The sequence below is a fragment of the Elstera sp. genome (assembly GCF_044372965.1).
Lineage (GTDB): Bacteria > Pseudomonadota > Alphaproteobacteria > Elsterales > Elsteraceae > Elstera.
In genome coordinates, this window is sequence record NZ_JBILQX010000008.1 from 25,161 (window position 1) to 47,276 (window position 22,116).

Annotated in this window: 20 protein-coding genes; 7 read left to right on the plus strand and 13 right to left on the minus strand. The window is 61.4% G+C overall.

Going from position 1 to position 22,116, the window contains the following annotated elements; genetic code table 11:
- The 6 genes from ACIQ36_RS02385 to ACIQ36_RS02410 all read right to left on the minus strand — a co-directional run bounded on the left by ACIQ36_RS02385 (position 1) and on the right by ACIQ36_RS02410 (position 7,387).
- A complete protein-coding gene (locus ACIQ36_RS02385) occupies positions 1–1,491 on the minus strand; it encodes a Ppx/GppA family phosphatase (RefSeq protein ID WP_395825287.1) in 1,491 nt (496 codons plus the stop codon).
- Positions 1,492–1,606: 115 nt separating this feature from the next.
- On the minus strand, positions 1,607–3,775 hold the full coding sequence (locus ACIQ36_RS02390) for an RNA degradosome polyphosphate kinase (protein ID WP_395825290.1): 2,169 nt from the start codon (positions 3,773–3,775) through the stop codon (positions 1,607–1,609).
- A 99-nt stretch (positions 3,776–3,874) separates the two neighbouring features.
- On the minus strand, positions 3,875–4,573 hold the full coding sequence (locus ACIQ36_RS02395) for a DNA replication protein (protein ID WP_395825292.1): 699 nt from the start codon (positions 4,571–4,573) through the stop codon (positions 3,875–3,877).
- Entirely contained in the window at positions 4,570–5,652 is a 1,083-nt protein-coding gene (locus tag ACIQ36_RS02400) for an AI-2E family transporter (protein WP_395825294.1), read from the minus strand. The genes ACIQ36_RS02395 and ACIQ36_RS02400 overlap by 4 nt, the downstream gene beginning before the upstream one ends.
- Entirely contained in the window at positions 5,649–6,248 is a 600-nt protein-coding gene (locus tag ACIQ36_RS02405) for a CDP-alcohol phosphatidyltransferase family protein (protein ID WP_395825297.1), read from the minus strand. Before ACIQ36_RS02405 ends, ACIQ36_RS02400 begins: the two co-directional genes overlap by 4 nt.
- Positions 6,249–6,259: 11 nt before the next feature.
- Positions 6,260–7,387, minus strand: a complete 1,128-nt coding sequence (locus ACIQ36_RS02410) for a DUF2066 domain-containing protein (protein WP_395825300.1) — start codon at positions 7,385–7,387, stop codon at positions 6,260–6,262.
- Positions 7,388–7,541: 154 nt separating this feature from the next.
- Between ACIQ36_RS02410 and purM the strand changes: the two genes are divergently transcribed.
- From purM to ACIQ36_RS02430, 4 genes are read left to right on the plus strand one after another with little or no spacing between them, the layout of a single operon-like run.
- Complete coding sequence (purM, locus tag ACIQ36_RS02415; RefSeq protein WP_395825343.1) at positions 7,542–8,624, plus strand: phosphoribosylformylglycinamidine cyclo-ligase; 1,083 nt, start codon at positions 7,542–7,544, stop codon at positions 8,622–8,624.
- Positions 8,612–9,265, plus strand: coding sequence for a phosphoribosylglycinamide formyltransferase (gene purN / locus ACIQ36_RS02420; protein WP_395825303.1), 654 nt, complete (start codon positions 8,612–8,614; stop codon positions 9,263–9,265). Before purM ends, purN begins: the two co-directional genes overlap by 13 nt.
- Before the next feature lie 10 nt (positions 9,266–9,275).
- A complete protein-coding gene (locus ACIQ36_RS02425) occupies positions 9,276–10,178 on the plus strand; it encodes an aldo/keto reductase family oxidoreductase (protein WP_395825306.1) in 903 nt (300 codons plus the stop codon).
- A gap of 53 nt (positions 10,179–10,231) precedes the next feature.
- Complete coding sequence (locus ACIQ36_RS02430) at positions 10,232–10,360, plus strand: hypothetical protein (RefSeq protein ID WP_395825309.1); 129 nt, start codon at positions 10,232–10,234, stop codon at positions 10,358–10,360.
- A 76-nt stretch (positions 10,361–10,436) separates the two neighbouring features.
- Here ACIQ36_RS02430 and ndk read toward each other — a convergent pair whose 3' ends face one another.
- From ndk to ACIQ36_RS02455, 5 genes are all read right to left on the minus strand, one after another.
- Positions 10,437–10,859: a nucleoside-diphosphate kinase gene (gene ndk, locus ACIQ36_RS02435; RefSeq protein WP_395825312.1), complete on the minus strand. Its 423-nt coding sequence runs from the start codon at positions 10,857–10,859 to the stop codon at positions 10,437–10,439.
- 123 nt (positions 10,860–10,982) lie between these two features.
- Entirely contained in the window at positions 10,983–14,486 is a 3,504-nt protein-coding gene (metH, locus tag ACIQ36_RS02440) for a methionine synthase (protein ID WP_395825315.1), read from the minus strand.
- A gap of 24 nt (positions 14,487–14,510) precedes the next feature.
- Positions 14,511–15,368: a methylenetetrahydrofolate reductase [NAD(P)H] gene (gene metF, locus ACIQ36_RS02445; RefSeq protein WP_395825317.1), complete on the minus strand. Its 858-nt coding sequence runs from the start codon at positions 15,366–15,368 to the stop codon at positions 14,511–14,513.
- Entirely contained in the window at positions 15,365–16,351 is a 987-nt protein-coding gene (locus ACIQ36_RS02450; RefSeq protein WP_395825320.1) for an ArsR/SmtB family transcription factor, read from the minus strand. Before ACIQ36_RS02450 ends, metF begins: the two co-directional genes overlap by 4 nt.
- 48 nt (positions 16,352–16,399) lie before the next feature.
- Complete coding sequence (locus ACIQ36_RS02455; RefSeq protein ID WP_395825323.1) at positions 16,400–17,656, minus strand: Hsp70 family protein; 1,257 nt, start codon at positions 17,654–17,656, stop codon at positions 16,400–16,402.
- A gap of 139 nt (positions 17,657–17,795) precedes the next feature.
- On the opposite strand from ACIQ36_RS02455, the gene ACIQ36_RS02460 reads away from it, so the two are divergent.
- From ACIQ36_RS02460 to ACIQ36_RS02470, 3 genes are read left to right on the plus strand one after another with little or no spacing between them, the layout of a single operon-like run.
- Positions 17,796–18,626, plus strand: a complete 831-nt coding sequence (locus ACIQ36_RS02460) for a carbonic anhydrase (protein WP_395825327.1) — start codon at positions 17,796–17,798, stop codon at positions 18,624–18,626.
- A 52-nt stretch (positions 18,627–18,678) separates the two neighbouring features.
- Entirely contained in the window at positions 18,679–18,933 is a 255-nt protein-coding gene (locus ACIQ36_RS02465; RefSeq protein WP_395825331.1) for a hypothetical protein, read from the plus strand.
- Between the two features lie 3 nt (positions 18,934–18,936).
- Entirely contained in the window at positions 18,937–19,236 is a 300-nt protein-coding gene (locus tag ACIQ36_RS02470; protein WP_395825334.1) for a type II toxin-antitoxin system RelE/ParE family toxin, read from the plus strand.
- A 40-nt stretch (positions 19,237–19,276) separates the two neighbouring features.
- Here ACIQ36_RS02470 and ACIQ36_RS02475 read toward each other — a convergent pair whose 3' ends face one another.
- Complete coding sequence (locus ACIQ36_RS02475; protein WP_395825337.1) at positions 19,277–21,472, minus strand: RelA/SpoT family protein; 2,196 nt, start codon at positions 21,470–21,472, stop codon at positions 19,277–19,279.
- Between the two features lie 140 nt (positions 21,473–21,612).
- Positions 21,613–21,999, minus strand: a complete 387-nt coding sequence (gene rpoZ / locus ACIQ36_RS02480; RefSeq protein WP_395825340.1) for a DNA-directed RNA polymerase subunit omega — start codon at positions 21,997–21,999, stop codon at positions 21,613–21,615.
- Positions 22,000–22,116 lie beyond the last annotated feature (117 nt).

Here is a 22,116-nt window from a genome sequence, read left to right on the forward strand (position 1 = left end):
CTATTTCGCGGGAACCACGCCCGCTTCCGGCACGACGCGTGTGGTGACATCGAGGATTTTCCCCAAAGCTTCCAAGCGCCGGTAAACGGCATCGCCCAAGACAACCGATCCATCGGTCGGGAGCGTCAGGGTGAGCAGCGTTCCATCCGCCGTGAGCGATACGTTATCGAGCACGCCGGGCGCGCCGCCCGACAGAAGATACCCCAACCGCAACGCCACGCCGACCGCACTCGCCATACGCAATTGCGCGGGGAGAAGTAATTGGGTGGGCACGCTATCCGGCAAAGCATCGCGGCTGGCCCCATAGCGCATGGCAATGGTCGTCGCCAAGAAGGCCCGACCGGGATGATCGATCCCCGTAAGCTGCGCTTGTAAAACCCGGCGATAGGCTTGCACCACGCGATAATCGGGGTGCTCGGTCCAGGCGATATCGGACAGACGGCAGGCGGCCTCCGCCAATCGACGCGTTTCGGTATCCTCGACGGGAAGCAGCGGTTCGACGAACCGCATTAATTCGGTGTGGGAAAGCGCGAAGCGGCTATCGCTGACCAACGTTTCACAACTCGCCATCAGCGGGTCCTGGGTGCGCACCCCTGGCAAAAGCCGGTCGAACAAAGCGCCTTCGCGTAAACCCGCTGCCGAAAAAATGATGTTCGACGGATTGGCGACCGCGAAAAGCTGCTCATAGACCATTGCCGCCCAGGGCAAGGTATCGGCCCGGCGGCGTGACACATCGGGGCGGCGGCGAATGGTATCGCGATCCATGCGGTGAATGCGCTGGAAAAAGCTCGCAGCAGTGCTCGCCGGAAGCGAGTAATGGTGAATGATGTGCAAGGGATAATGGCGCTGTTCCATCATCATCCGCGCCAACGTGCGCCATGCGCCGCCGACGGCGTAAAAATTCCGACCATTGAGGCTAGAAAGCCACGGCACATCTTGCAACGCGCGCTTAATCATCGCCGCGCCGCGACGAACCGAATTATCCGCAGCATCCATGAGCCGGAGCGGGCCGATGGGAAGCGAAATACGCTCACCGAGCTTGCCCCCGGCGACATCGATCAACTCCAAGCTCCCGCCGCCGAGATCGCCCACCACGCCATCGGCGTCCGGAATGGCGGACAGCACACCGAGGGCGGAAAGCCGCGCTTCTTCGGTTCCCGGAATGACCTGGACCGGCTGGCCCATCACCCGTTCGGCTTCAGAAACGAAGCTTGCCCCGTCTTCGGCATCGCGCACCGCCGCCGTGGCATAGATCAGCGTTTCGCACACATTCATCGCGTGGGTGAGCGCACGAAACCGCCCGAGGTTGGCAATCGCGCTGCGCCGCCCTTCGGGGTTGAGGCGGCCCGTGGCGGTAATGCCCCGCCCCAAGCCGCACATAACCTTTTCGTTAAAGAGAGTCAGCGGCGCGCGCGAACTATCCCGATAGACCACAAGTCGGCACGAGTTCGAGCCGATGTCGATAATGGCAATGCGTTTAGAGGTAGGCATCGACAGCTATTCCCAAGCAAATGACATCGTTGACAACGACGCATTTGCCTTAAAAAACAATAAACTAGAGAGTTTTCAAGAACACTCGGAACCAAAAAACTCTATAGCGCGAACCTCAGTCCTTGGGCTTATGCCGGGCGCGCGGTTGGGCGGCTCGGCGTTGCCCCGAGCCACGCCCCGACAGGCTTGGATTGGTCATAAAGAAGGTATGGGCTGAGAATCCATCCAAAGCTTCCGGCGGCCGCACATAGCTGCCATCGGGCTGCAAGAACCAGGTTTGGGCTTGATCTTTCAGATTCCCGGCCATGATCTGATCAAGGATCTGCTGATGCACGGTCGGCGTTTCAATCGGCACCAGGGTTTCAACCCGCCAATCGAGATTGCGCGGCATCCAATCGGCGGACGAGACAAAGACCTTGGCATAGCGCGACGGCAGATCATGGCCATTACCGAAGCAGACGACGCGACTATGCTCCAAGAACCGCCCGACGATGGAGCGAACGCGGATATTCTCCGACAGCCCAGGAACGCCAGGGCGCAGGCAGCAAATGCCGCGAATGACGAGTTCGACCTTAACCCCCGCCTCGCTGGCACGGTAGAGCGCATCGATAATCTCGGGATCGACGAGCGCGTTCATCTTCGCCCAAATCGCCGCCGGGCGACCGGCCTGAGCGCAGTCGATTTCATGCTGAATATGCTTCAGCAGCGCCGGTCGGATCGTCAGCGGCGCAATCGCGATTTTTTCGAGGCGGTCGGGATTAGCGTAACCGGTCATATAGTTGAATATCCGCGTCGCATCGCGGCACAGCACTGGATCGCAGGTAAAGAACGACAGATCAGTATAAACCTTCGCCGTGATCGGATGGTAGTTGCCCGTGCCGAAATGCACGTAGGAGCGCAGCTCGCCGCCCTCGCGCCGCACCGCGAGCGATACTTTGGCGTGGGTTTTAAGGTCGATAAACCCGTATACGACCTGCGCGCCTGCGCGCTCCAAATCGCGCGCCCAGCGGATATTCGCTTCTTCGTCAAAACGGGCTTTCAGTTCCACCAGCGCCGTGACCGACTTGCCCGCTTCCGCCGCTTCCACGAGGGCGCGGACGATGGGGCTATTGTCGGAGGTGCGATAGAGCGTCTGCTTAATCGCAATCACCGCCGGGTCGCGCGCGGCTTGCAGCAGAAACTGCACGACCACGTCGAAACTTTCGTAGGGGTGATGAACGACGATATCCTTCTGCCGGATCGCGGCAAAGCAATCCCCGCCGAAATCGCGGATTCGCTCGGGGAAGCGGGCGTTATAGGGCGGGAATAGGAGATCGTGCCGCTCATCGACAATCATCTGCCGCACGTCGGCAAGCCCAACGATAGCCGACGTGTCGAACACATCCGCAGGAGCAACGTGCAGTTGGTCGATCACAAAGGCGCGCAAATCTTCCGGCATGCCCGCATTGACGACGAGGCGAATAACCAGCCCGCGACGGCGACGCTTCAGGGCCGATTCGAATAGGCGAACGAGATCTTCCGCCTCTTCGTCGATTTCCATTTCGCTGTCGCGGTTAATGCGGAACAGGCCCTTCGCCAAAATCTCGAAGCCCGGAAACAGCCGGTCGAGGAACTGGCCAATCAAATCCTCAACCGCGAGGAAGCGAATTCCGTCGCTGGACGGCACGCGGATAAAGCGGCGAATTTGCGCCGGTTGCGGCAGCAGCGCGCGCATCACTTTACCGTCGGTCGGGCGCACCATCTGCACCACCATCGCCGAGCCGCGATTGGGGATGAAGGGAAACGGGTGCGCCGGGTCGATCGCCATTGGCGTCATGACCGGAAAAATCTGTTCGTCAAAGAACGTCGAAGCCCAGGCGCGCTCTTCGGCACTCAGCGCCTCGGGATCGGCTAGGCTGATGCCCGCCGCCACCATTTCGGTGCGCAAGGTCTGCCAGGTGGCCTCTTGAAGATCGGTGAGGACGCGCACGGCTTCGCGCAGGTCGACCAATTGTTGCGTCGGGGTCAGCCCGTCTTGGCTAACGCCCGAAACCCCCGCCGCGACTTGGCCTTCGAGCCCGGCGACGCGGACCATGAAGAACTCATCAAGGTTCGCTTCGGAGATCGAGAGGAAGCGCAGCCGCTCCAGCAACGGATGCCGCGCATTGCCGGCCTCTTCCAAAACGCGGCGATTAAACGCCAACCACGAAAGCTCCCGGTTGATGAAGCGTTGCGGCGCGGTTTTCGAGATCGTTGCGACGGGGGCAACATCGGGCTGAGCTTGGACGGGAAGAGCCGTGGTCATATGAGTCCTCTTAGCATCACGAAGCCGGATGGGCGGCTATAGCACAGTCATCGCACCGGGAGCATGACAGAGTGATGACGATACTCAAGAGCCCGTCGCTTATTCCGGTGCGCCCGCGCCGTCAGGCTCACTCAGGATGGTCCGCGCGAGCGCAACGGTGATCGGCTTTTGCGCGGCAAGCGCCGCCCGATTGAGCGCTTTGGCGAGATCGGAAACGGCCAAAAAACTACGCTCTATCCGCGGCACCAGATATCGGATAACCGGCGGATCGACCAGCGCGCCAAGATCGGCCAAATGCTTCACCAACAGCGCCGCGAGCAGGGTTTCATCGGGCGCCAAAATATCGACTTGCGGTAAGGCCGCGAGGCGCGAGGCGAGATCGGGAAGACGCACCGGCCAGCGCGCAGCGGGCTCCCGCGCTACGATCAGGGCGTGCGCCCGGCGTTCCTTCAAAAGATTGAGCAGATGAAACCAGGGCGCTTCCGCATCGGGTTCCGGGTGAAGCATGGTCTGAAGATCGATCAGCAGGCACGCGCCGGGCGGCACCGCGCGGTCAAGATCGACCTTAGCGCCCGGCATCACGGGTTTAGCCCCCGTTCGCCCCGCCCAAATCGCCGCCAGATGCGATTTTCCCGCGCCCGCCGGTCCGGTCAACACGAGTGCCGGGGCAGGCCAATCCGGCCAGCGGTTCAGCCAAGCCACGGCCAGCTCGTTGCACGGCGTCACCAGAAAATCTTCGGCCGCCAACGCCGGTTGAAATCCCAGCGCGAGCGGGAGTTGCCGGGGCGGCCCCCTCATGGCACCTCGGCGGGCGGCGGCGGCGGCGGATCATAAAGGTCCGAGGCGAGATACTGCGCGACGCCAAAACGAACCAGCACACCCAGCACGGCCATCACGGGCACCGCCATCAACACGCCGAGGAAACCGAACATCGTGCCGCCCGCAAGCAGGGCAAAGATGATCCAGACCGGATGAAGCCGCACCCGGTCGCCCACCAACCACGGCTGAAGCACATAACCTTCCAAAATTTGCCCGACCCCGAACACGCCCGCAACCAGGATCACGGGCAGCCACGAATCGAACTGAAGCAAGGCCAGCCCAACCGCCGTAACGCCGCCGACGAAGACGCCGACAAACGGAATGAAGGACAAAAGCCCCGCGAGCAGGCCAATGATAATGCCAAAATCGAGCCCAACCGTGCGCAGGCTAATTGCATAAAGTACACCGAGGCTAAGGCACAGCAGCGCTTGCCCACGCGCAAAGCCCGACAGAATCGCATCGATCTCGCGGGCTTGCTCCCGAACCGTCTCCGCCCCGCTCAGCGGCAACCACGAGTCGATCTTGCTCACGATCAGATCCCAATCGCGCAGCAGATAGAAAGCGACCACCGGCGTCACGAAGACGAGCGAGAGGATATTCACCACCGCCAGCCCGCCGACAAGCAGATTGCCAACAAACTGCGCCACATACCCCAGCGCCTTGCCGGCATCCGCCCCAGCGGCGGCGCGCAGGTTGATGACATCAGCGTCGGACACGCCAAAATCGCGCTGGGCTTGAACCAGCCAAAGATTGGCCCGCTCCTGGATCGTCGTGAGCAGCGTGGGGAGCCGCTGCGCCAATTCCACCGCCTGTACCTGCAAAATCGGCACGAACAGTAGCAGGATCAGCAGGCAAGCCAGAAAGAAGCTAACGATGGTCAACAGGCTGCCGAGCCCGCGCCCCAGGCCGCGCCGCTCCAACCAATCGACCGTCGGATCAAGAAAATAGGCGATCCCCGCTCCGGCCACGAAGGGCAACAGCACCGGCGTAATCTGCCAAACGATCAAGAGCCCCAGGAGACCGAAACCGATCATCCAGCGCCACCTGTGCACACTCATGCTCGCTCCCCTTTCGCCCCTTGGATCAGCCGATGCCAGCGCCCGGCATAGATCAGCCCGCTAACCGCCGTCGTTACAATCATGACGATTTCCACGATGAGCGTGATGGCGTCGGTCGTGGCGGGTGCAAGGCCTGTAACCCGCGCCACCATCCCCGATTCGAGTGATAAAATCCAGGCAATCACAAAGACTTGCAAAAACGTATTCACCTTAGACACGAAAATCGGGCGAATATCGGCGGGAAACTTGCGCCAGAGGCACCAAGCGAGCCCGCCCAAGATCATCAGGTCGCGCGCCAAAACCAGCACCGTTACGGCCCAACTCAGTCCGCCCTGAACCGAGAGAGCCACATACATGGTGACGAGCAACAGTTTATCGGCGGCGGGATCAAGGTAGGTGCCGAGCGTCGATTGGGCCCGAAACAGGCGGGCAATCGCCCCATCGACCGCGTCCGAAACTCCGGCAATCACGAAAAGCCAGAACCCGGTTTCGAAATCCCCGCGCACGAAGGCCATAACCGTGAACGGCACCAGCAGAATGCGGGCGACCGAAATTAGGTTCGGCAGATGGCGCAGCACCGGGCCTGGACCGGGCAAATCTGCCTCCGTTACGGCGCTTTCGCGGGGGCGGGAGCCGCGGCTGCGCCGCCGCCCGTGAAGCGCAGAACATAGCCGTCCGATTCTTGGCTCAGCTTCAACTCGCGCTGAGCGAGATTGCGCGCGGCTTGGTCGGGCGCGGCGGTCAGCGCAAGATCGATCTGGGCATCGGTCCGGGTCATCGCTTTCAACTCGGCCCCGCGCACGCCGGGAACCGCTTCCAGGCGTTTCTTCACCTCGATCCAATCGGCAAGGGTGCGTAGCGGCACTTTGACCGAGAGTGTTTCAAGAACCGCCCCAGCATCGCCGCCCGTCGCCGTCATCGGCTGCGCCGCGCGATCCTTACGCCACAGGGCTTCAAGCTCGGCCTGCAACCGCGTTACGATGCGCTCATAATAGGCGTCGCGGGTTTCGCCAACGTTGATCGGGAAGCGTTCATTGAAAATCGCTTGGCCCGAGCGGCGCAGAGTAACGCTGCCGCCATCGGCGGCATTAACGAACTCGGCGACGAGCCCTTCATAGGCATCATATTTGCGCAGCAATGGATCGAGCTTGAGCGGCGTCGCATCATAGGCGGCGGCGGGGTCGAGCGCGGCAACGTCGCCCTCATCCCCCTTGGGAAGCACCAGCGGCACGAGGCCCGTTTTGAGCGGCCGGGCTGCGAAGGCTTGCCGCCAGGGGTTTGTTGGTTCCCAGAGCAGGCTCTTATCCCCGTCGCGGAACAGGGGGAGCAGCAGCAGCGGTTTCGGCGCGGCGCGCAGTTCTTCGGCGCCAACCTGGCGCAGCAGCGCGCGGACCGACGAGGGGCGGAAACGGTAGGTGAGCGTTCCGAGGTAGCGAACGGCGGAGCTGGTTTCCTTCTCCACCTCAAACCCTTCGAGCAGCGGCGCGATTTCTTTATCGGTGAAGCCCGTCAGGCGGCTGGTATCGCCGCCGATAGCGACGCGCTCGATCAGCTTGCGCCATGCCCGCGTTTGCCCGTCGGCAATCCCGGCGTCGCGCGCTTGGGCGGCGGTCGCGGCGGTTTTATCGATGGCGATGCCCGCAACGCTAAAGCTTTCGTCGGCGGCAAAGCCCATGCTGGAGCCAAGCAACGCTGCCGTTAAAGCCAGACCCGAAAGAAACCGACGAGCGCGCATCCCTGAACATCCTCTTATCGCTGCGAAAACCACCAATCGCCGCCCTGTTGTATCTCAGCCGACGTCAGGAAGTCATCCGCTGTGATGAGGTTCGCCCACATTGCAATCGCGCACCGTTTCGCTATTGTCCGAGCAAATTCTGACTAAGACCGCCATTGGGCGACAGAGGTGCGCTATTTCCAACGAACGGACCTACCGGCAAGCCGGTGTTGATATCGATGCGGGCAATGCGCTCGTCGATGCCATTAAGCCCTTGGCGAAATCGACCGCCCGGCGTGGGGCCGACGCCTCCTTGGGCGGTTTCGGCGCTTTGTTCGATCTCAAGGCGGCAGGGTTCACCGATCCGCTGCTGGTCGCCACCACCGATGGGGTCGGCACCAAGCTGAAGCTCGCCATCGACACGGGCTATCACGATACGGTCGGGATTGATCTGGTCGCCATGTGCGTCAATGATCTCGTGGTGCAGGGGGCCGAACCGCTGCTGTTCCTCGATTATTACGCCACGGGCAAGCTGGACGTTGAGGCCGGGCGCGCTATCGTCGCCGGGATCGCCGAGGGTTGCCGTCAGGCGGGCTGCGCGCTGATCGGTGGTGAGACGGCGGAAATGCCGGGGCTTTATTCCGATGGCGACTATGATCTTGCCGGTTTCTCGGTCGGTGCGGTCGAGCGCAGCCAAGTCGTGACCGGGCGCGAGGTTGCGGTGGGTGATGTGGTGATCGGCCTCAAATCCAGCGGCGTACATTCTAACGGTTTCTCGCTGGTCCGGCGGATTCTGGCGGAAGACGGCGTGAAGCTTTCGGACGATGCTCCCTTCGCCCCCGGCACCCGCGTGGGCCAAGCCCTGCTAACGCCGACGCGAATCTATGTTAAATCCTGCCTCGCCGCCCTCAAAGCCGTGAAGGTGAAAGCCTTCGCCCATATCACCGGCGGCGGGTTAACCGAGAATATTCCGCGCGTGCTGCCCGACGGGTTGGGCGTGACCCTTGATGGTACCCAATGGCAAGCCCCCGCCGTGATGGGGTGGCTATTCAGCCGGGGGGTTGCCCTCACCGAAATGGCGCGCGTCTTCAACTGCGGCCTTGGTATGGTGCTGGTGGTGACGGAGGCCGACGCACCCGCCGCCCTCGCCGCGCTCACCGACGCCGGGGAAACCGCCACCATCGTCGGTCGGGTCGAGACGCTGAGCGGCGATGAGCGGGTTCACGTTAAGAATCTTGAGGCGGCATGGCGCGCGTAAAGCTCGGCTGCCTGATTTCGGGGCGCGGCTCCAATCTGCAAGCCCTGATCGATACCTGCGCCACCCCCGATTTCCCGGCGGAAATCGGGTTGGTGATCTCCAATAAGCCCGGCGTTCTGGGGTTGGAGCGGGCGGCGAAAGCCGGGATTCCGACGCAGGTGATCCGCCATCCGGAGTTTCCCGACCGGGCCGCGTTCGATGCGGCACTGGACGCCGCTTTGCGCGCGGCTGGGGTGGAAATCGTCTGCCTTGCCGGGTTCATGCGCCTGCTAACGCCCGAATTCGTGACCGGCTGGGGCGATAAGATTTTGAATATCCACCCCTCGCTCCTCCCCGCCTTCAAGGGTCTCGATACCCACCAGCGCGCGCTGGAGAGCGGGGCGCGCTTTGCGGGCTGCACAGTGCATATCGTCCGCCCGGCGATGGACGAAGGCCCGATTCTGGTGCAGGCCGCCGTGCCAATTATGGATGGCGATACGGAAGACAGTCTCGCCGCCCGCATTCTCACTGCCGAGCATCGCGCCTATCCCGAGGCCGTGCGGCTGCTTGCGGAAGGCCGCGTTCGGGTGGAAGGCTTGCGCTGCCATATCGATGCGCCTGCCGACCCCGCCCCCCGTTTCAATCCCTCTTTCAGCCAATAGGGTTTTTCAGATGGAAAAGATTCCGCTGACCGCCGCCGGTCCCAGCCTTTCGCGCCTTGTGTGGGGCACCTGGCGCCTGTTGGAGCAGCCGGATATCCGCGACCCGAAACCGCTGGCAGCGTTTATCGATCAGTGTTTACACCTCGGCATTACCTCCTTCGATCTCGCCGACCTCTATGGCGGGTTCGGGGTCGAGGAAGCCTTTGGGCACGGGCTTCAGGCTTGGGCGGGGGATCGGTCGGCGATCCAATTGGTCAGCAAATGCGGCATTCGCCCGGTCACGGCGGCGCGTCCCGACAATCGCGTGAAGCATTACGACACATCGCGCGATCATATTCTGCGGTCGGTCACGAACAGCCTGCGCGCGCTGCACACCGACTATCTTGATCTGCTGCTCATCCATCGCCCGGACCCGCTGATGGATGCCGATGAAACCGCCGATGCGCTGCAAGAGGTGATGGCCAAGGGCTGGGTGCGACACGTCGGCGTCTCCAACCATTCGCCCCGGCAATTCTCCTTGCTGCAATCGCGCTTGCCGGTTCCGCTGGCGACCAACCAAGTGGAATATTCCATCCTTCGCCCGGATGCGTTGGAGAATGGCAGCTTCGATCAAATGCAGAAGCTGCGGCGCGCACCCATGCTGTGGTCGCCTTTGGGCGGCGGGGCTTTGTTCACCGACCCGGCCTATGCGCCCCTGCGGGCAGCGCTCGAAACGGTCGGGAAAAAACTCGGACACGCCGATATCGGCACCACCGCCCTTGCCTGGGCGCTCACGCACCCGTCGCGCCCGGTCGCGGTCGTTGGCACCGGCCAGATCGACCGGCTCGCCGGGTATCGCGCTGCATTAACCGGGCTTGAGCGGCAAGATTGGTTCACTCTTCTGGAAGCTGCACGCGGCCAACCTGTTGCTTGAACGGCGTATTTTCGGTATCAACGTCGCAGAACATTCTTAACGAGGACCGCAGAATGGCCAATATCGCTGAAATGGAAAAACGTCACGCTGCCTTTTATAGCGGAGTCCTAAAAGCCATGACCGGCACGGGGATTGCAATTATTGTATTGCTGGCGGTGATGGCAGCCACGCTGATTCACTAGAATTTTCGAACGGTTTCCGTCGAATAAAAAACCCCGGTAGTCGCCTACCGGGGTTTCTTTTTACGCGCGAAAGGCCTTAGCCGACGATTTCGGTCCCGGCGAAGAAGTACGCAATTTCAATCGCGGCATTTTCCGGCGAATCCGAACCATGGACCGAATTGGCTTCGATCGATTCGGCGAATTCGCGGCGGATGGTGCCGGGTTCGGCCTTCGACGGATCGGTCGCGCCCATGATTTCGCGGTTGCGGGTTACGGCGTTTTCGCCTTCCAGCACCTGAAGGACGACCGGACCCGAGATCATGAAGGACACGAGTTCGCCGAAGAACGGACGGGCCTTATGGACTTCGTAGAATTTTTCGGCCTGAGCCTGGGACAGCCAAGCGCGCTTCTGGGCGACGATCTTAAGGCCGGCTTCTTCAAAGCGGGCATTGATCTTGCCGGTCAGGTCGCGGCGGGTGGCATCGGGCTTCAGGATCGAGAGGGTACGTTCCAACGCCATGTCGGCATAACTCCAGTGGTGAGCGACTGAAAGGGCGGCCCGCGACCTGCGGCCCGCCCTTCTTCAGACTTAAATAGCGAGCGGGTTATACCCGTCTCCCCCCTCCACAGGCAAGGCCCAAAGCTAAACCGAGAAATACTTTGCCTGCGGGTGTAGTACGACAATGGCAGAGGTTGACTGTTCGGGATGAAGTTGATCTTCGTCCGATAGGTTCACGCCAATCTGCTCGCCGCCCAAGAGTTTCATCAACAAATGTTGATCCGCAAGATTGGGACAGGCGGGATAACCGAAGGAATAACGGCTACCGCGATAGCCCTGCTTTAGCATTTTCTCAATGTCCCGATCATCCTCGGCGGCAAAACCAAGCTCGCCGCGAATGCGCTTATGGACGTATTCGGCCATCGCTTCGGCCATTTCGACGCCGAGCCCATGCAGATAGAGGTAATCCTGATAGCGGTTTTCGGCGAACCAATCGCGCGCCACATCTGCCACCTTCTGCCCCATCGTCACGACCTGGAGGCCGATCACGTCGCGCTGCGGATCGTGAAGATCGCGGAAGAAATCGGCGATGCACAGGCCCTGGTCGCCCGCTTGGCGCGGCAGGGTGAAACGCCCGACTTCCGTTGTGCCGTCTTCCTCGAACAGCACCACATCATTGCCATCGCCCGCGCATTTCCAATAGCCGTAGACGGCTTGGGGCAACAGAATATCGTCGGTCTGGCAGAGGTCGAGCATGCGCTTTAGGATCGGCTTCACTTCCTGGGCGGCCCAGGCTTTGAACTCGTCCAGGGATTTACCCATTTTGCGGAAACCCCATTGGAACTGAAACAGCATGGTTTCGTTCAAATAGGGCACCAGCGTCGGCACCGGCACCCGGGCCAGCACGCGCGGCCCCCAGAAGGGCGGCACCGGCGGCGTCACGTCGCGGTGAAGCTCCTGGCGGCGCAGGCGGATTTCTTCGGCATCGACCGGGCGGCGTTCGGCATTGGCGGCTTGCCCGAGAATGCGCTTGGTATGGGTCGGGCGGCTCGCGCGCTTTTCCTGCGTATCGGCGACATAGGTATCGAAACTGCCGCCGACGACCTTATCCATCAGCGAGAGCCCATCGAAGGCATCGCGGGCATAGGCGACGCGCTGGCCGCCATAGGCGGTAACGCAATCCTCTTCAACGAATTTGCGCGTCAGCGCCGCGCCGCCGAGCAGCACCGGCACGTCGATCCCCTCCCGGCGCAACTCTTCGAGATTATCCTTCATGATAACCGTCGATTTCACCAACAGGCCCGACATGCCGATGGCATCGGCCTTATGCTCTTTCGCTGCCGTCAGAATGCTTGCAATCGGCTGTTTAATGCCGAGGTTCACCACCCGGTAACCGTTATTGGTGAGGATAATATCAACCAGATTCTTGCCGATATCATGCACATCGCCCTTCACGGTCGCGAGAACGATAGTGCCTTTCTCCTGGCCCTCGATCTTTTCCATAAAGGGTTCGAGAAAAGCGACCGCCGTTTTCATGGTTTCGGCGGATTGCAGCACGAAGGGAAGCTGCATTTTGCCCGCACCGAACAGCTCGCCCACCACTTTCATGCCGTCGAGCAGGAAGCTGTTGATGATGGTGAGCGGCGGATGGGTTTTCATCGCCTCGGTCAGCTCGTCTTCAAGCCCCAAACGGTCGCCGTCGACAATCCGATCTTTCAGGCGCTCTTCAACGCTCTCCGCGCGCTTGCGCACGACTTTCGCGGCGGCTTGTCGGCCTTCAAACAGACCAAGGAAGACCTGGAGCGGGTCATAGCCCTCGCGGCGACGGTCGAAGATCAGATCTTCGGCAACCTTCACTTCTTCTTCGGGAATCTTATGCAGCGGCGTGATTTTCGACAGATGCACAATCGCGCCCGTCATCCCGCGCCGCACGGCATGATCCAGGAACACCGAGTTCAGCACGTGACGCGCGGCAGGATTGAGCCCGAAGGAGATGTTCGACAGGCCCAGGACGATCTGGCACTCGGGCAATTCCTTGGAAATCCGCTCGATAGCCTCCAGCGTCCACAGGCCGAGCTTACGGTCGTCCTCATTGCCGGTGCAAATGGTAAAAGTCAGCGGATCGAACATTAGATCCGACGCGGGCAAACCGTAACGGTTCACCGCGAAATCATAGAGCCGATGGGCGATTTCAAGCTTGCGATCAACGTCTTTCGCCATGCCCTCTTCGTCGATGGTCAGCGCGATTACCGCCGACCCGAAGCGTTTGGCGAGTTCCATGCGCTTATCGGCGGGCACTTCGCCGTCTTCAAAGTTGATCGAGTTCAGAATCGCCTTGCCGCCATACAGCTTCAGCGCGGCTTCCAAGACGGGTAGTTCGGTGGAATCGATCACCAGCGGCGCATTGACCGAACCGCGCATGCGCGTGACGGCCTGGGTCATATCGTCGATCTCGTCGCGCCCAACGAAGGCTGTGCAGAGGTCGAGCGTATGCGAGCCTTCTTTAACTTGCTCGCGCGCCATCGCAACGCAGCCGTCCCAATCGCCCGCTTCTTGCAACTCGCGGAATTTCTTCGAGCCATTGGCGTTGCAGCGCTCGCCGATGGAGAGATAGGCGTTTTCCTGGCGCAACGGCACCGCCGTATAAAGCGAGGCGACGGAAGGCACCCATTCGGGCTTGCGTTCCACCGGCACCGGACGGCCCAGGGAGTTGCCGGTTTGCGTATCGAGCCGGCGCAGCATTTGATCGAGCGCGCGAATATGGTCCGGGCGCGTGCCGCAGCAGCCGCCGACCATATTGATGCCGTCTTCGCGGATGAAGCGTTCGAGCCAGGTCGCCAGTTCCTGCGGGCTCAGCGGGTAATGGGTTTTACCGTCCACCAGTTCCGGCAAGCCCGCATTTGGCTGCACCGAAATCAGCCCCGGCCAGCTTTCGCCCAACCATTTTACATGCTCGGCCATTTCCTGCGGACCGGTAGCGCAGTTGAGCCCCATAACATCCACATCGAGCGAATGAATGACCGTCGCCGCCGCCGAAATATCGGCCCCCACCAGCAGCGTGCCGGTAGTTTCGACCGTCACCTGAACCATCAAACCGATGGATTTTCCGGCCTCTTTGCGGGCGCGCTTGGTGCCATTGACGGCGGCTTTGATCTGAAGCGGGTCCTGGCAAGTTTCGATAAGGATGGAATCCACACCGCCCGCAATCAGGCCCGCCGCCTGAATGTAGAACGAATCCTCAAGGCTCTGATAATCGATATGCCCGAGGCTGGGCAGGCGCGTGCCCGGCCCGATGGACCCCAGGATGAAACGCTGGCGTCCATCGGCCTTGAACTGCTCGCGCGTCTCATTCGCGTGCTGGCCCGCGAGGCGGTTCAGCTCGAAGGCTTCATCCTGCAAGCCGAACTCCGCCAGCGTGATCGGCGAGCCGCCGAAGCTGTTGGTCTGGACCACGTCCGACCCGGCCCCATAGTAATTGCCGTGAATTTCGCGGACGATATCGGGGCGCGACTTATTCAGAATCTCGGTGCAGTTTTCCTGCCCCAGATAATCGCGGTCCACGTCCAAATCCATCGCCTGCACCAGCGCGCCGGTGCCGCCGTCGCAAAGCAGAACCCGCTGTTTGAGGGCGGTCAGAAAATCACTCATGGCGCATCTCTCTCCAGCAATAGCTTAGGCGGCAGCGGGGGCACGAACGCCGAGGCGACGGCACAAGGCGAGGGTCAATTCGGCCCGGTTCAGCGTGTAGAAGTGAAAGTCGGAAATGCCTTCGGCCTTGAGCTTCAAGACCTGTTCCGCCGCGACCGAGGCCGCGACCAGCTTGCGCGTTTCGGGGTCAGCATCGAGCCCGTCGAAAGTATCCGCCAACCATTGCGGGACCGAGGTTCCGCAGGCTTTGGAGAATTTCAACACCTGCGCCACGTTCGTTACCGGCAGAATGCCCGGCACGATGGGAATGGAAATCCCGGCGTTGCGGGCACGCTCCAAGAAGCGCACAAACAGGTCGGTATCAAAGAAATATTGCGTGATCGCCCGCGTCGCCCCGGCGTCCACCTTGCGCTTCAACACATCGAGATCCGCGTCCAGCGACGGCGATTCAGGATGGCCTTCGGGATAGGCCGCAACCGAAATTTCAAACGGCGCGATGCGCTTTAGCCCGGCGACGAGATCGGTCGAATAGCCATAACCGCCGGGGGTGGGCTCATACGCGCCGCCCGTTGGCGTGTCGCCGCGCAAGGCAACGATATGGCGGACCCCCGAGTCCCAATAGTCGCGGGCAATCGCATCGATCTCCTCGCGCGTCGCCGCCACGCAGGTGAGATGCGCTGCGGGCTCAAGCTTGGTTTCCTGGCGCAGGCGCCGCACGGTGGCATGGGTCCGTTCGCGCGTCGAGCCGCCCGCGCCATAGGTGACGGAGACGAAGCTGGGATTAAGCGGCGCGAGCTTTTCCACCGCCGACCAGAGCGAGGCTTCCATCTCCGGGGTTTTCGGCGGAAAAAACTCGAAGGAAATGGCGAGAGCGTCGCTCATCGGGATAACTCCACAGCAGAAGAACGGATGGGTGCGGCCCCCACGTGGCGGGCCGACCAGAGAATGACGGTAAGGGGTTTGCCCGGCAGAACTTGCGAGCCATCCGCCTCAAGCCCTGCCGCCTCGCACCAGGTATCGATATCGCTTTGGGGAAAGCCTAAACGGCGATGGGCGTGGCGGTCGCGCAGTTCTTCAAGGTCATGCGGGGCGAAATCAACGATGACGAGCCGCCCACCGGGGCGCAGGACGCGGGCAGCTTCCGCAACCGCGCCCGCCGGATCTTCAAGATAATGCAAAACCTGATGCAGCGTGACCGCATCAAAACTCTGCGCCGGAAACGGGAGCGCATAAAGATCGCCCTGCCGAACCGAGCAATTCTTGAGCCCGGCCTTATCGAGATTGGCCCGCGCCAGCGCCAGCATTTCGCGGGAGAGATCAAGGCCGATAGCGCGTTCGGCTTTCGGGGCGAGAAGTTCCAGCAGCCGCCCGGTGCCCGTGCCAATATCCAGAATATCGCCGAACGGCCCATCCCCGAGCCGCCCGAGCACCGCCGCTTCAACCTCGTTGTCCGCGACATGCAAGGTGCGGATACGGTCCCAGTCGGCGGCATTCTCATCGAAATACCGCGCGGCGCATTCCGCCCGCGCCTGCTTCACCGTGTGCAACCGCCCCAGATCGAGCTGGATTTGCGCATCTTGCAGCGACAGGCGCTCGACCAACCCGCGCGCGAGCGTCGCCCCGAGCCCGCGCTGACTAAGGCGGAAGAAGGCCCAGGAGCCCTCGCGGAACCGCTCCAGCAGTCCAGCATCGCACAGAACCTTCAAATGACGCGAGACACGCGGCTGGCTTTGCCCCAGAATCGCGGTGAGATCGCTCACCGTCAGTTCCGAATCGGCGCACAGCACCAAAAGGCGCAGGCGTGTTTCTTCCGCCGCCGCGCGCAAGCGTTCCAGAAGCAGGTCGAGAGGCTCTAAATCCGTCATAGGGACATATAAATATATCCTTATGTGTTTTGGAAGCCCTTTTCGATGTTACCCCGCGTTAAAGAGTCGCTCGGCCTGCCAGGCGAGACCCGACGCGACACCGCCAAACGCATCAAACGGCGTTAGCCGCGCATCCGGCACCGCCGCCGCAATCGCGCGCTGCACCAAGGGCATCAGCGACGAGCCCCCCGTGAGAATGACCGCGTCGATGTCGCCCGGTGCGACCCGTGCAGCTTTCAGGCAAGCGTGAACCTCTGCCGTCAACTGCCGCCCCGCCCCGGCCAGGGCCGCTTCCAGCGCCTCGACTTTCAACATCAGGTTAAGCGCTTCTTCCAGATAGAACAGCGGCATCGTATAATCAGCTTGGCCCGATAGGGCGATCTTCGCGGCTTCCACCGAAGCGGCCAGCCGGTGCCCGTCGCGCTGCTCCAGAACCCGATGCAGGCGATTGAGCGGCTTTGTATCGCGCGCTTCGGCCCCCATCCGCACGACCTCCCGGTTCAGCGCGGGATCGTAGAGAAAGGCAATCTCCGCCCAGGTGGCGAGCTTGGTATAGATCCAGTTCGGCGGCGTCAGATCGTTGCGCAGCAAAGGTTGCTGATAGCCCAGCAGCGGCATGACTTCGGCGAGCGACAGGAAGCGATCAAGATCGGTCCCGCCCAAGCGCAAGCCGCCATTCGCCAGAATATCCTCGGCCTGATCCTCGTCCGAAGCACGGTTGGGGCGGGCGCGAATGATCGAGAAATCGGACGTACCCCCGCCGATATCGGCCACGAGCACCAGGGTTTCCCGCTCAATCTGCCGCTCGAAGGCCAGCGCCGCCGCAATCGGTTCGTACTGAAACACCACCTCCCGAAAGCCGACGTGCTGGGCGATATCTTCCAGCACATTCTGCGCTTCCCGGTCGGCGGTCTCATCGCCATTGACGAAATGCACCGGGCGACCGTGGACGAGTTGGGTGATTTCTTCGCCCAAGGCTTCTTCCGCCCGCGTTTTCACCGTGCGCAAGTAGAGCGCGATAATATCGGTAAAGCGCCAGCGCCGCCCCAGCGCGACCGTCTCTTCCTCAATCAGCTTGGTGCCGAGCGCCGATTTCAGCGAGCGCATCAGCCGCCCCGGCTCGCCATCCAGATAGGCGCTCATGGCGGCGCTGCCGATTTCCACCGTTTTATCTTCCGACTGGAAAAACAGCGCGCTGGGAATGGTACGCGCGCCCGGCTCCAGCGGCAGCAGGTCGGCTTTGCCGTTGCGCACAATCGCCAAGGCCGAGTTGGAGGTTCCGAAATCTAGCCCGCCCGCTGCCATAATCGCTGCCTTTCTCCAAGGGAGTGCCAAAGGGGCGCGGACCCTAACGGCGGATGGCGGGCGTGTCCAGGGGTTTCCGTATGCTGCCCCTTGACCCCGCGCCCGATTCGCTGAAATCTGCCACCCTATGAATGATGCAGTGCAAAAATACCTCCGCGATAAGGTGCTCACCCGGCTTGTGACAGGCTTCAAGGAGTTCCGCCGCGACTATTTCGAGCGCGACCGCGAGCTTTACGCCGACCTCAGCCATAAGGGCCAATCGCCGGAAGTGATGATCGTCGCCTGCTCCGATGCGCGCGTCGATCCTGCCATCGTGACGCGGACCGAGCCGGGCGATCTCTTCGTCATCCGCAACGTCGCCGCCATCGTGCCGCCGCGCGAGGCCGACCGGCACTATCACGGCACCTCCGCCGCGCTGGAATTCGGCGTGAAGGGGCTCGGCGTCGGCCATATCGTTATTCTCGGCCACGCCCTTTGCGGCGGTCTGCGGCATCTGCGCGACCGGGCACAGGGCCAGCGGGCGGCGGTGAAAGCCGGGGAAGCCCAGGAAGACAGCGCCTACGAATTTCTCTCCGACTGGGTGAAAATCGCCCTGCCCGCTTTCGACGCGGTAGAGCCCCTGCTCGCCACCCTGCCGCCCGATGAAGCCCGGCGGACGCTGGAACAGGCCGCCGTGCTGGTGTCGCTGTCGAACCTGCTGAGTTTTCCGTGGATTAGGGAGCCCGTCGCCGCCGGAACCTTGCGCCTGCACGGTTGGTACTTCGATCTCACCTCGGGCGAGCTTTCGGCCTTCGATCACGCAACCGCGAGCTTCCGCCCCGTCCGCGAACTGCCCGACGCGCTCCCCTCCGACATCGCCGCCGTCGCCGCCCGCATGATCGCCGAATGCGGTTCGTGCGCGCCGACACTGGGGCTTAACCGCTTCGTTGCGGAAAAGGCGAAGTTCTGGTGCGAGACGGTGAAGGGGTAGGGCTCGCGGCTTCAGATAGACAGGGTCGCCGCTTGTAATTACACTTGGCCCTATGACGCAGCGCATCGACATACAAGACTCCACCGCTGAGCGGCTGGCGCGGCTGCAAGCCCTGACCGGACAGGATGTGGATAGCGTTCTGAATGCGGCGCTACAGGCGCAATTGATCGAACTAGAAGCCGGAGCGTTGCGTGCGGTCGTGCAAAGCGGCGTGGACGAAGCGGATGCCGGTATTTTCTCGTCCCGAAGCATTGATGAGATATTCGCCCAGGGCATCCTACAGGCACGCCAGCCCCGGCAGGATTGATCTATGCGGTTTCGCCTTACCCGGCTCGCAGATGCGGATTTGGTCGAGATATCCGAGTATACAGCCCGGCAATGGGGCGAAGAACAGGCGCGTAAATATGCCGCGACCTTTGTGGAAGCCTTCCAGCAGCTCGGCGATAACCCAATGACACCGACGAGCCGGGCTAGGGATGACCTTCTACCAGGGTGCCGCGTCCTCGCCATAGAAAGCCATTTCATTATCTATCGTCGGCGGGATGGTACGACGGAAATTCTGCGCGTGCTTCACCACCGTATGAACCTTCCGTTACACAGACTCTCCTAACACCCTGCCCCCCTTTACTCTTAAACGAAATCCGCTAAACCTACCCCCGCGACCGATCCACCGAGTTAATAGCAGGTGTTGCCCGCAGCGCCGCGATGATATTCGTCAGGTGGCGCACGTCGGTCACTTCCACATCGACCAAGATCTCGAAGAAATCGGTCGAACGGGCGATAAACTTCAGGTTGGTGATATTCCCCTGGTTCTTGCCGATGACGGTGCCGAGCGTACCGATAGTGCCGGGCTCGTTGGAGGCGATCATATGCAGCCGACCGATATGGTGCTCCGGCATAGCGGTATCGGTTTCCCACGATACATCGATCCAGCGCTCGGGCGTGTCGGAGAAGGCTTCGAGGTTCACGCAGTCGATGGTGTGGACGGTCACGCCCTTGCCGGTGGTGACGATGCCGACGATGCGGTCGCCGGGCAGCGGGTGGCAGCAGCGCGCATAATGAACCGCCATACCGGGAATGAGGCCGCGCAGAGGCACCCCGCCGCCCTCTTTGCGCGGCTTCGGCTTGCCAATCGGCGAGGGCGGGTTTTTTGCGGTCGGTTTGGTGCCGGGGAAGACGGTGTGGATGACTTCCCGGCCCGTTACCAGCCCCTCGCCGACCATCGCATAGAGATCGTCGATGGTGGGGGCTTGCAGGGTTTTTAGCACGCCTTCCAGGGCTTTTTCGGTGAAGGCATAGCCTTCGTGCCGGAATTCCTTTTCGATCACCGTGCGCCCGAGGGTCATATACTGCGCGCGGCGCTGGATGCGCACATAGCGGCGAATCCGGGCTTTCGCCTTGCCGGTGACGACGAAATCTTCCCAATCCGCCGAAGGGGTTTGCCCCTTGGAGGTGATGATTTCCACCTGGTCGCCATTTTGCAAAATCGAGCGCAACTGCACGATACGGCTGTTGATTTTCGCCCCGACGCAGGTATCGCCGATCTGGCTATGGACGGCATAGGCGAAATCGACCGGGGTTGCCCCGCGCGGCAGTTGGATCAACTCGCCCTTGGGCGTGAAGCAGAAGACCTGATCTTGGAACATTTCCAGCTTGGTATGTTCCAAAAACTCCTCGGGGCCGGAGGCGTGTTCGAGAATATCGAGCAATTCGCGCAGCCAACGGTACTGCGCGCCTTCGGACTTGGCCCCGCCCATCGTGGGGGCCGGGATGATCGCCTTATCGGCCCCGTCCAAGGCTTGATCGGACCCTTGGCGCTTGTAGTGCCAATGGGCGGCCACGCCGTATTCGGCCACCTCGTCCATCGCGTCGGTGCGAATTTGCACTTCGATGCGCTGGCGCTGCGGGCCGATCACACTGGTATGGATCGAGCGATAGCCGTTGGGCTTCGGGGTCGAGATATAATCTTTGAACCGCCCCGGCACGCTGGGGTAGAGCGCGTGGAGCACGCCCAGGGTTTCGTAACATTTATCGGCGGTCGGCACGACGACGCGGAAGGCGATAATGTCGGAAAGCTGCTCGAAGGCAATATTCTTATGCTGCATCTTGCGCCAGATGGAATAGGGCGCTTTCTCCCGCCCCTTCACCTTGGCTTGGATGCCCGATTCGGTCAGCTTGGCGTGCAGTTCGGTGATGATCTTCTGAATGAGATCCTGCCCGCCGCCGCGCAAATATTCGAGCCGTTTGACGATAGAGGCGCGCGCTTCGGTATTGAGCTGCGCGAACGCGAGATCTTCAAGCTCGTCTTTCATCGCCTGCATACCGATTCGGTCGGCGAGCGGCGCATAGATTTCCAAGGTTTCGGCGGCGATGCGCGAGCGTTTTTCCGGCTTAGGAATGAAGTTCAGCGTGCGCATATTGTGCAGCCGGTCCGCCAGCTTCACCAGCAACACGCGGATATCTTCGGACATGGCCAGCACGAACTTCCGGAAGTTTTCCGCCTGTTTCGTTTGGTCCGACTGCAACTCGATGCGCGTTAGCTTGGTGACGCCATTCACCAGCCGCCCGATTTCCTTGCCAAAGGCCTTTTCGATATCGGGGAGCTTAACCTCCGTATCCTCAATCACGTCATGCAGCAGCGCTGTGACGATGGAGGCGGTATCGAGCCTAAGGTTCGTAAGGATGCCCGCAACTTCAAGCGGGTGAGAGAAATAGGGGTCGCCATTGGCGCGGGTTTGCGCCCCATGGGCTTTGAGCGCAAACACATAGGCGCGATTCAGCACGTCCTCGTCCACATCGGGATCATAGGCCCGAACTCGGTCAACCAATTCGTACTGACGGATCATCGGCGCTGTGCGGCCTCCCACCTTCTCTTCAATCTATGTTGACACGCTAAACTGCTGCGGCAACTGACATTCTTCCCGTGACCAATAAAAAACGGCAGCCCCGCAGGACTGCCGTTAAAAAACCAAACCCGCTTAGGGGGTTAGATTTCGGCGTCTTCGTCCGCAACCACGGGCTCGTCACCCTCGGCTTCGTCCAATTCGGTATCGTCCGACGCCAGCACGTCGTTGACGGCCATATTGCGGGCGAGTTCCTGTTCGGACTGGATGAAATCGACGATTTCTTCTTCCGGCTCGTCGGCTTCGAAGGTCTTCTGATGGCCACGCACCAGCGAGTTCCGCAGAACTTCGTTATCCAGCTTTTCTTCGGCAATCTCACGCAAGGCAATGACGGGGTTCTTGTCATTATCGCGCTCGACGGAAATCGGCATGCCGCTGGAAATATCCCGCGCGCGCTGGGCGGCGAGCATCACCAGTTCAAACCGATTGGGAACCCTTTGAACGCAATCTTCAACGGTAACGCGGGCCATGATCATCCTTCGCGTAAAGCAAGCCACCCGGTAAGCCGAGGGGCGAAGTCAAGCGCGCACTATAAAAACCCCTCTTGACAAAGGCAAGAATAGGTTTGCGTTGCGGGATCGATTCTC

Excerpts from the sequence above, each read along its gene's own strand:
- ACIQ36_RS02475 (WP_395825337.1), bottom strand. The coding sequence starts at position 21,472 with ATGATCCGTCAGTACGAATTGGTTGACCGAGTTCGGGCCTATGATCCC.
- ACIQ36_RS02425 (WP_395825306.1), top strand. The coding sequence starts at position 9,276 with ATGGAAAAGATTCCGCTGACCGCCGCCGGTCCCAGCCTTTCGCGCCTT.
- purN (WP_395825303.1), top strand. The coding sequence starts at position 8,612 with ATGGCGCGCGTAAAGCTCGGCTGCCTGATTTCGGGGCGCGGCTCCAAT.
- ACIQ36_RS02470 (WP_395825334.1), top strand. The coding sequence starts at position 18,937 with ATGCGGTTTCGCCTTACCCGGCTCGCAGATGCGGATTTGGTCGAGATA.
- ACIQ36_RS02390 (WP_395825290.1), bottom strand. The coding sequence starts at position 3,775 with ATGACCACGGCTCTTCCCGTCCAAGCTCAGCCCGATGTTGCCCCCGTC.
- ACIQ36_RS02410 (WP_395825300.1), bottom strand. The coding sequence starts at position 7,387 with ATGCGCGCTCGTCGGTTTCTTTCGGGTCTGGCTTTAACGGCAGCGTTG.
- ndk (WP_395825312.1), bottom strand. The coding sequence starts at position 10,859 with ATGGCGTTGGAACGTACCCTCTCGATCCTGAAGCCCGATGCCACCCGC.
- ACIQ36_RS02385 (WP_395825287.1), bottom strand. The coding sequence starts at position 1,491 with ATGCCTACCTCTAAACGCATTGCCATTATCGACATCGGCTCGAACTCG.
- ACIQ36_RS02450 (WP_395825320.1), bottom strand. The coding sequence starts at position 16,351 with ATGACGGATTTAGAGCCTCTCGACCTGCTTCTGGAACGCTTGCGCGCG.
- ACIQ36_RS02395 (WP_395825292.1), bottom strand. The coding sequence starts at position 4,573 with ATGAGGGGGCCGCCCCGGCAACTCCCGCTCGCGCTGGGATTTCAACCG.
- metF (WP_395825317.1), bottom strand. The coding sequence starts at position 15,368 with ATGAGCGACGCTCTCGCCATTTCCTTCGAGTTTTTTCCGCCGAAAACC.
- ACIQ36_RS02430 (WP_395825309.1), top strand. The coding sequence starts at position 10,232 with ATGGCCAATATCGCTGAAATGGAAAAACGTCACGCTGCCTTTTATAGC.
- ACIQ36_RS02400 (WP_395825294.1), bottom strand. The coding sequence starts at position 5,652 with ATGAGTGTGCACAGGTGGCGCTGGATGATCGGTTTCGGTCTCCTGGGG.
- ACIQ36_RS02465 (WP_395825331.1), top strand. The coding sequence starts at position 18,679 with ATGACGCAGCGCATCGACATACAAGACTCCACCGCTGAGCGGCTGGCG.
- rpoZ (WP_395825340.1), bottom strand. The coding sequence starts at position 21,999 with ATGGCCCGCGTTACCGTTGAAGATTGCGTTCAAAGGGTTCCCAATCGG.
- metH (WP_395825315.1), bottom strand. The coding sequence starts at position 14,486 with ATGAGTGATTTTCTGACCGCCCTCAAACAGCGGGTTCTGCTTTGCGAC.
- ACIQ36_RS02455 (WP_395825323.1), bottom strand. The coding sequence starts at position 17,656 with ATGGCAGCGGGCGGGCTAGATTTCGGAACCTCCAACTCGGCCTTGGCG.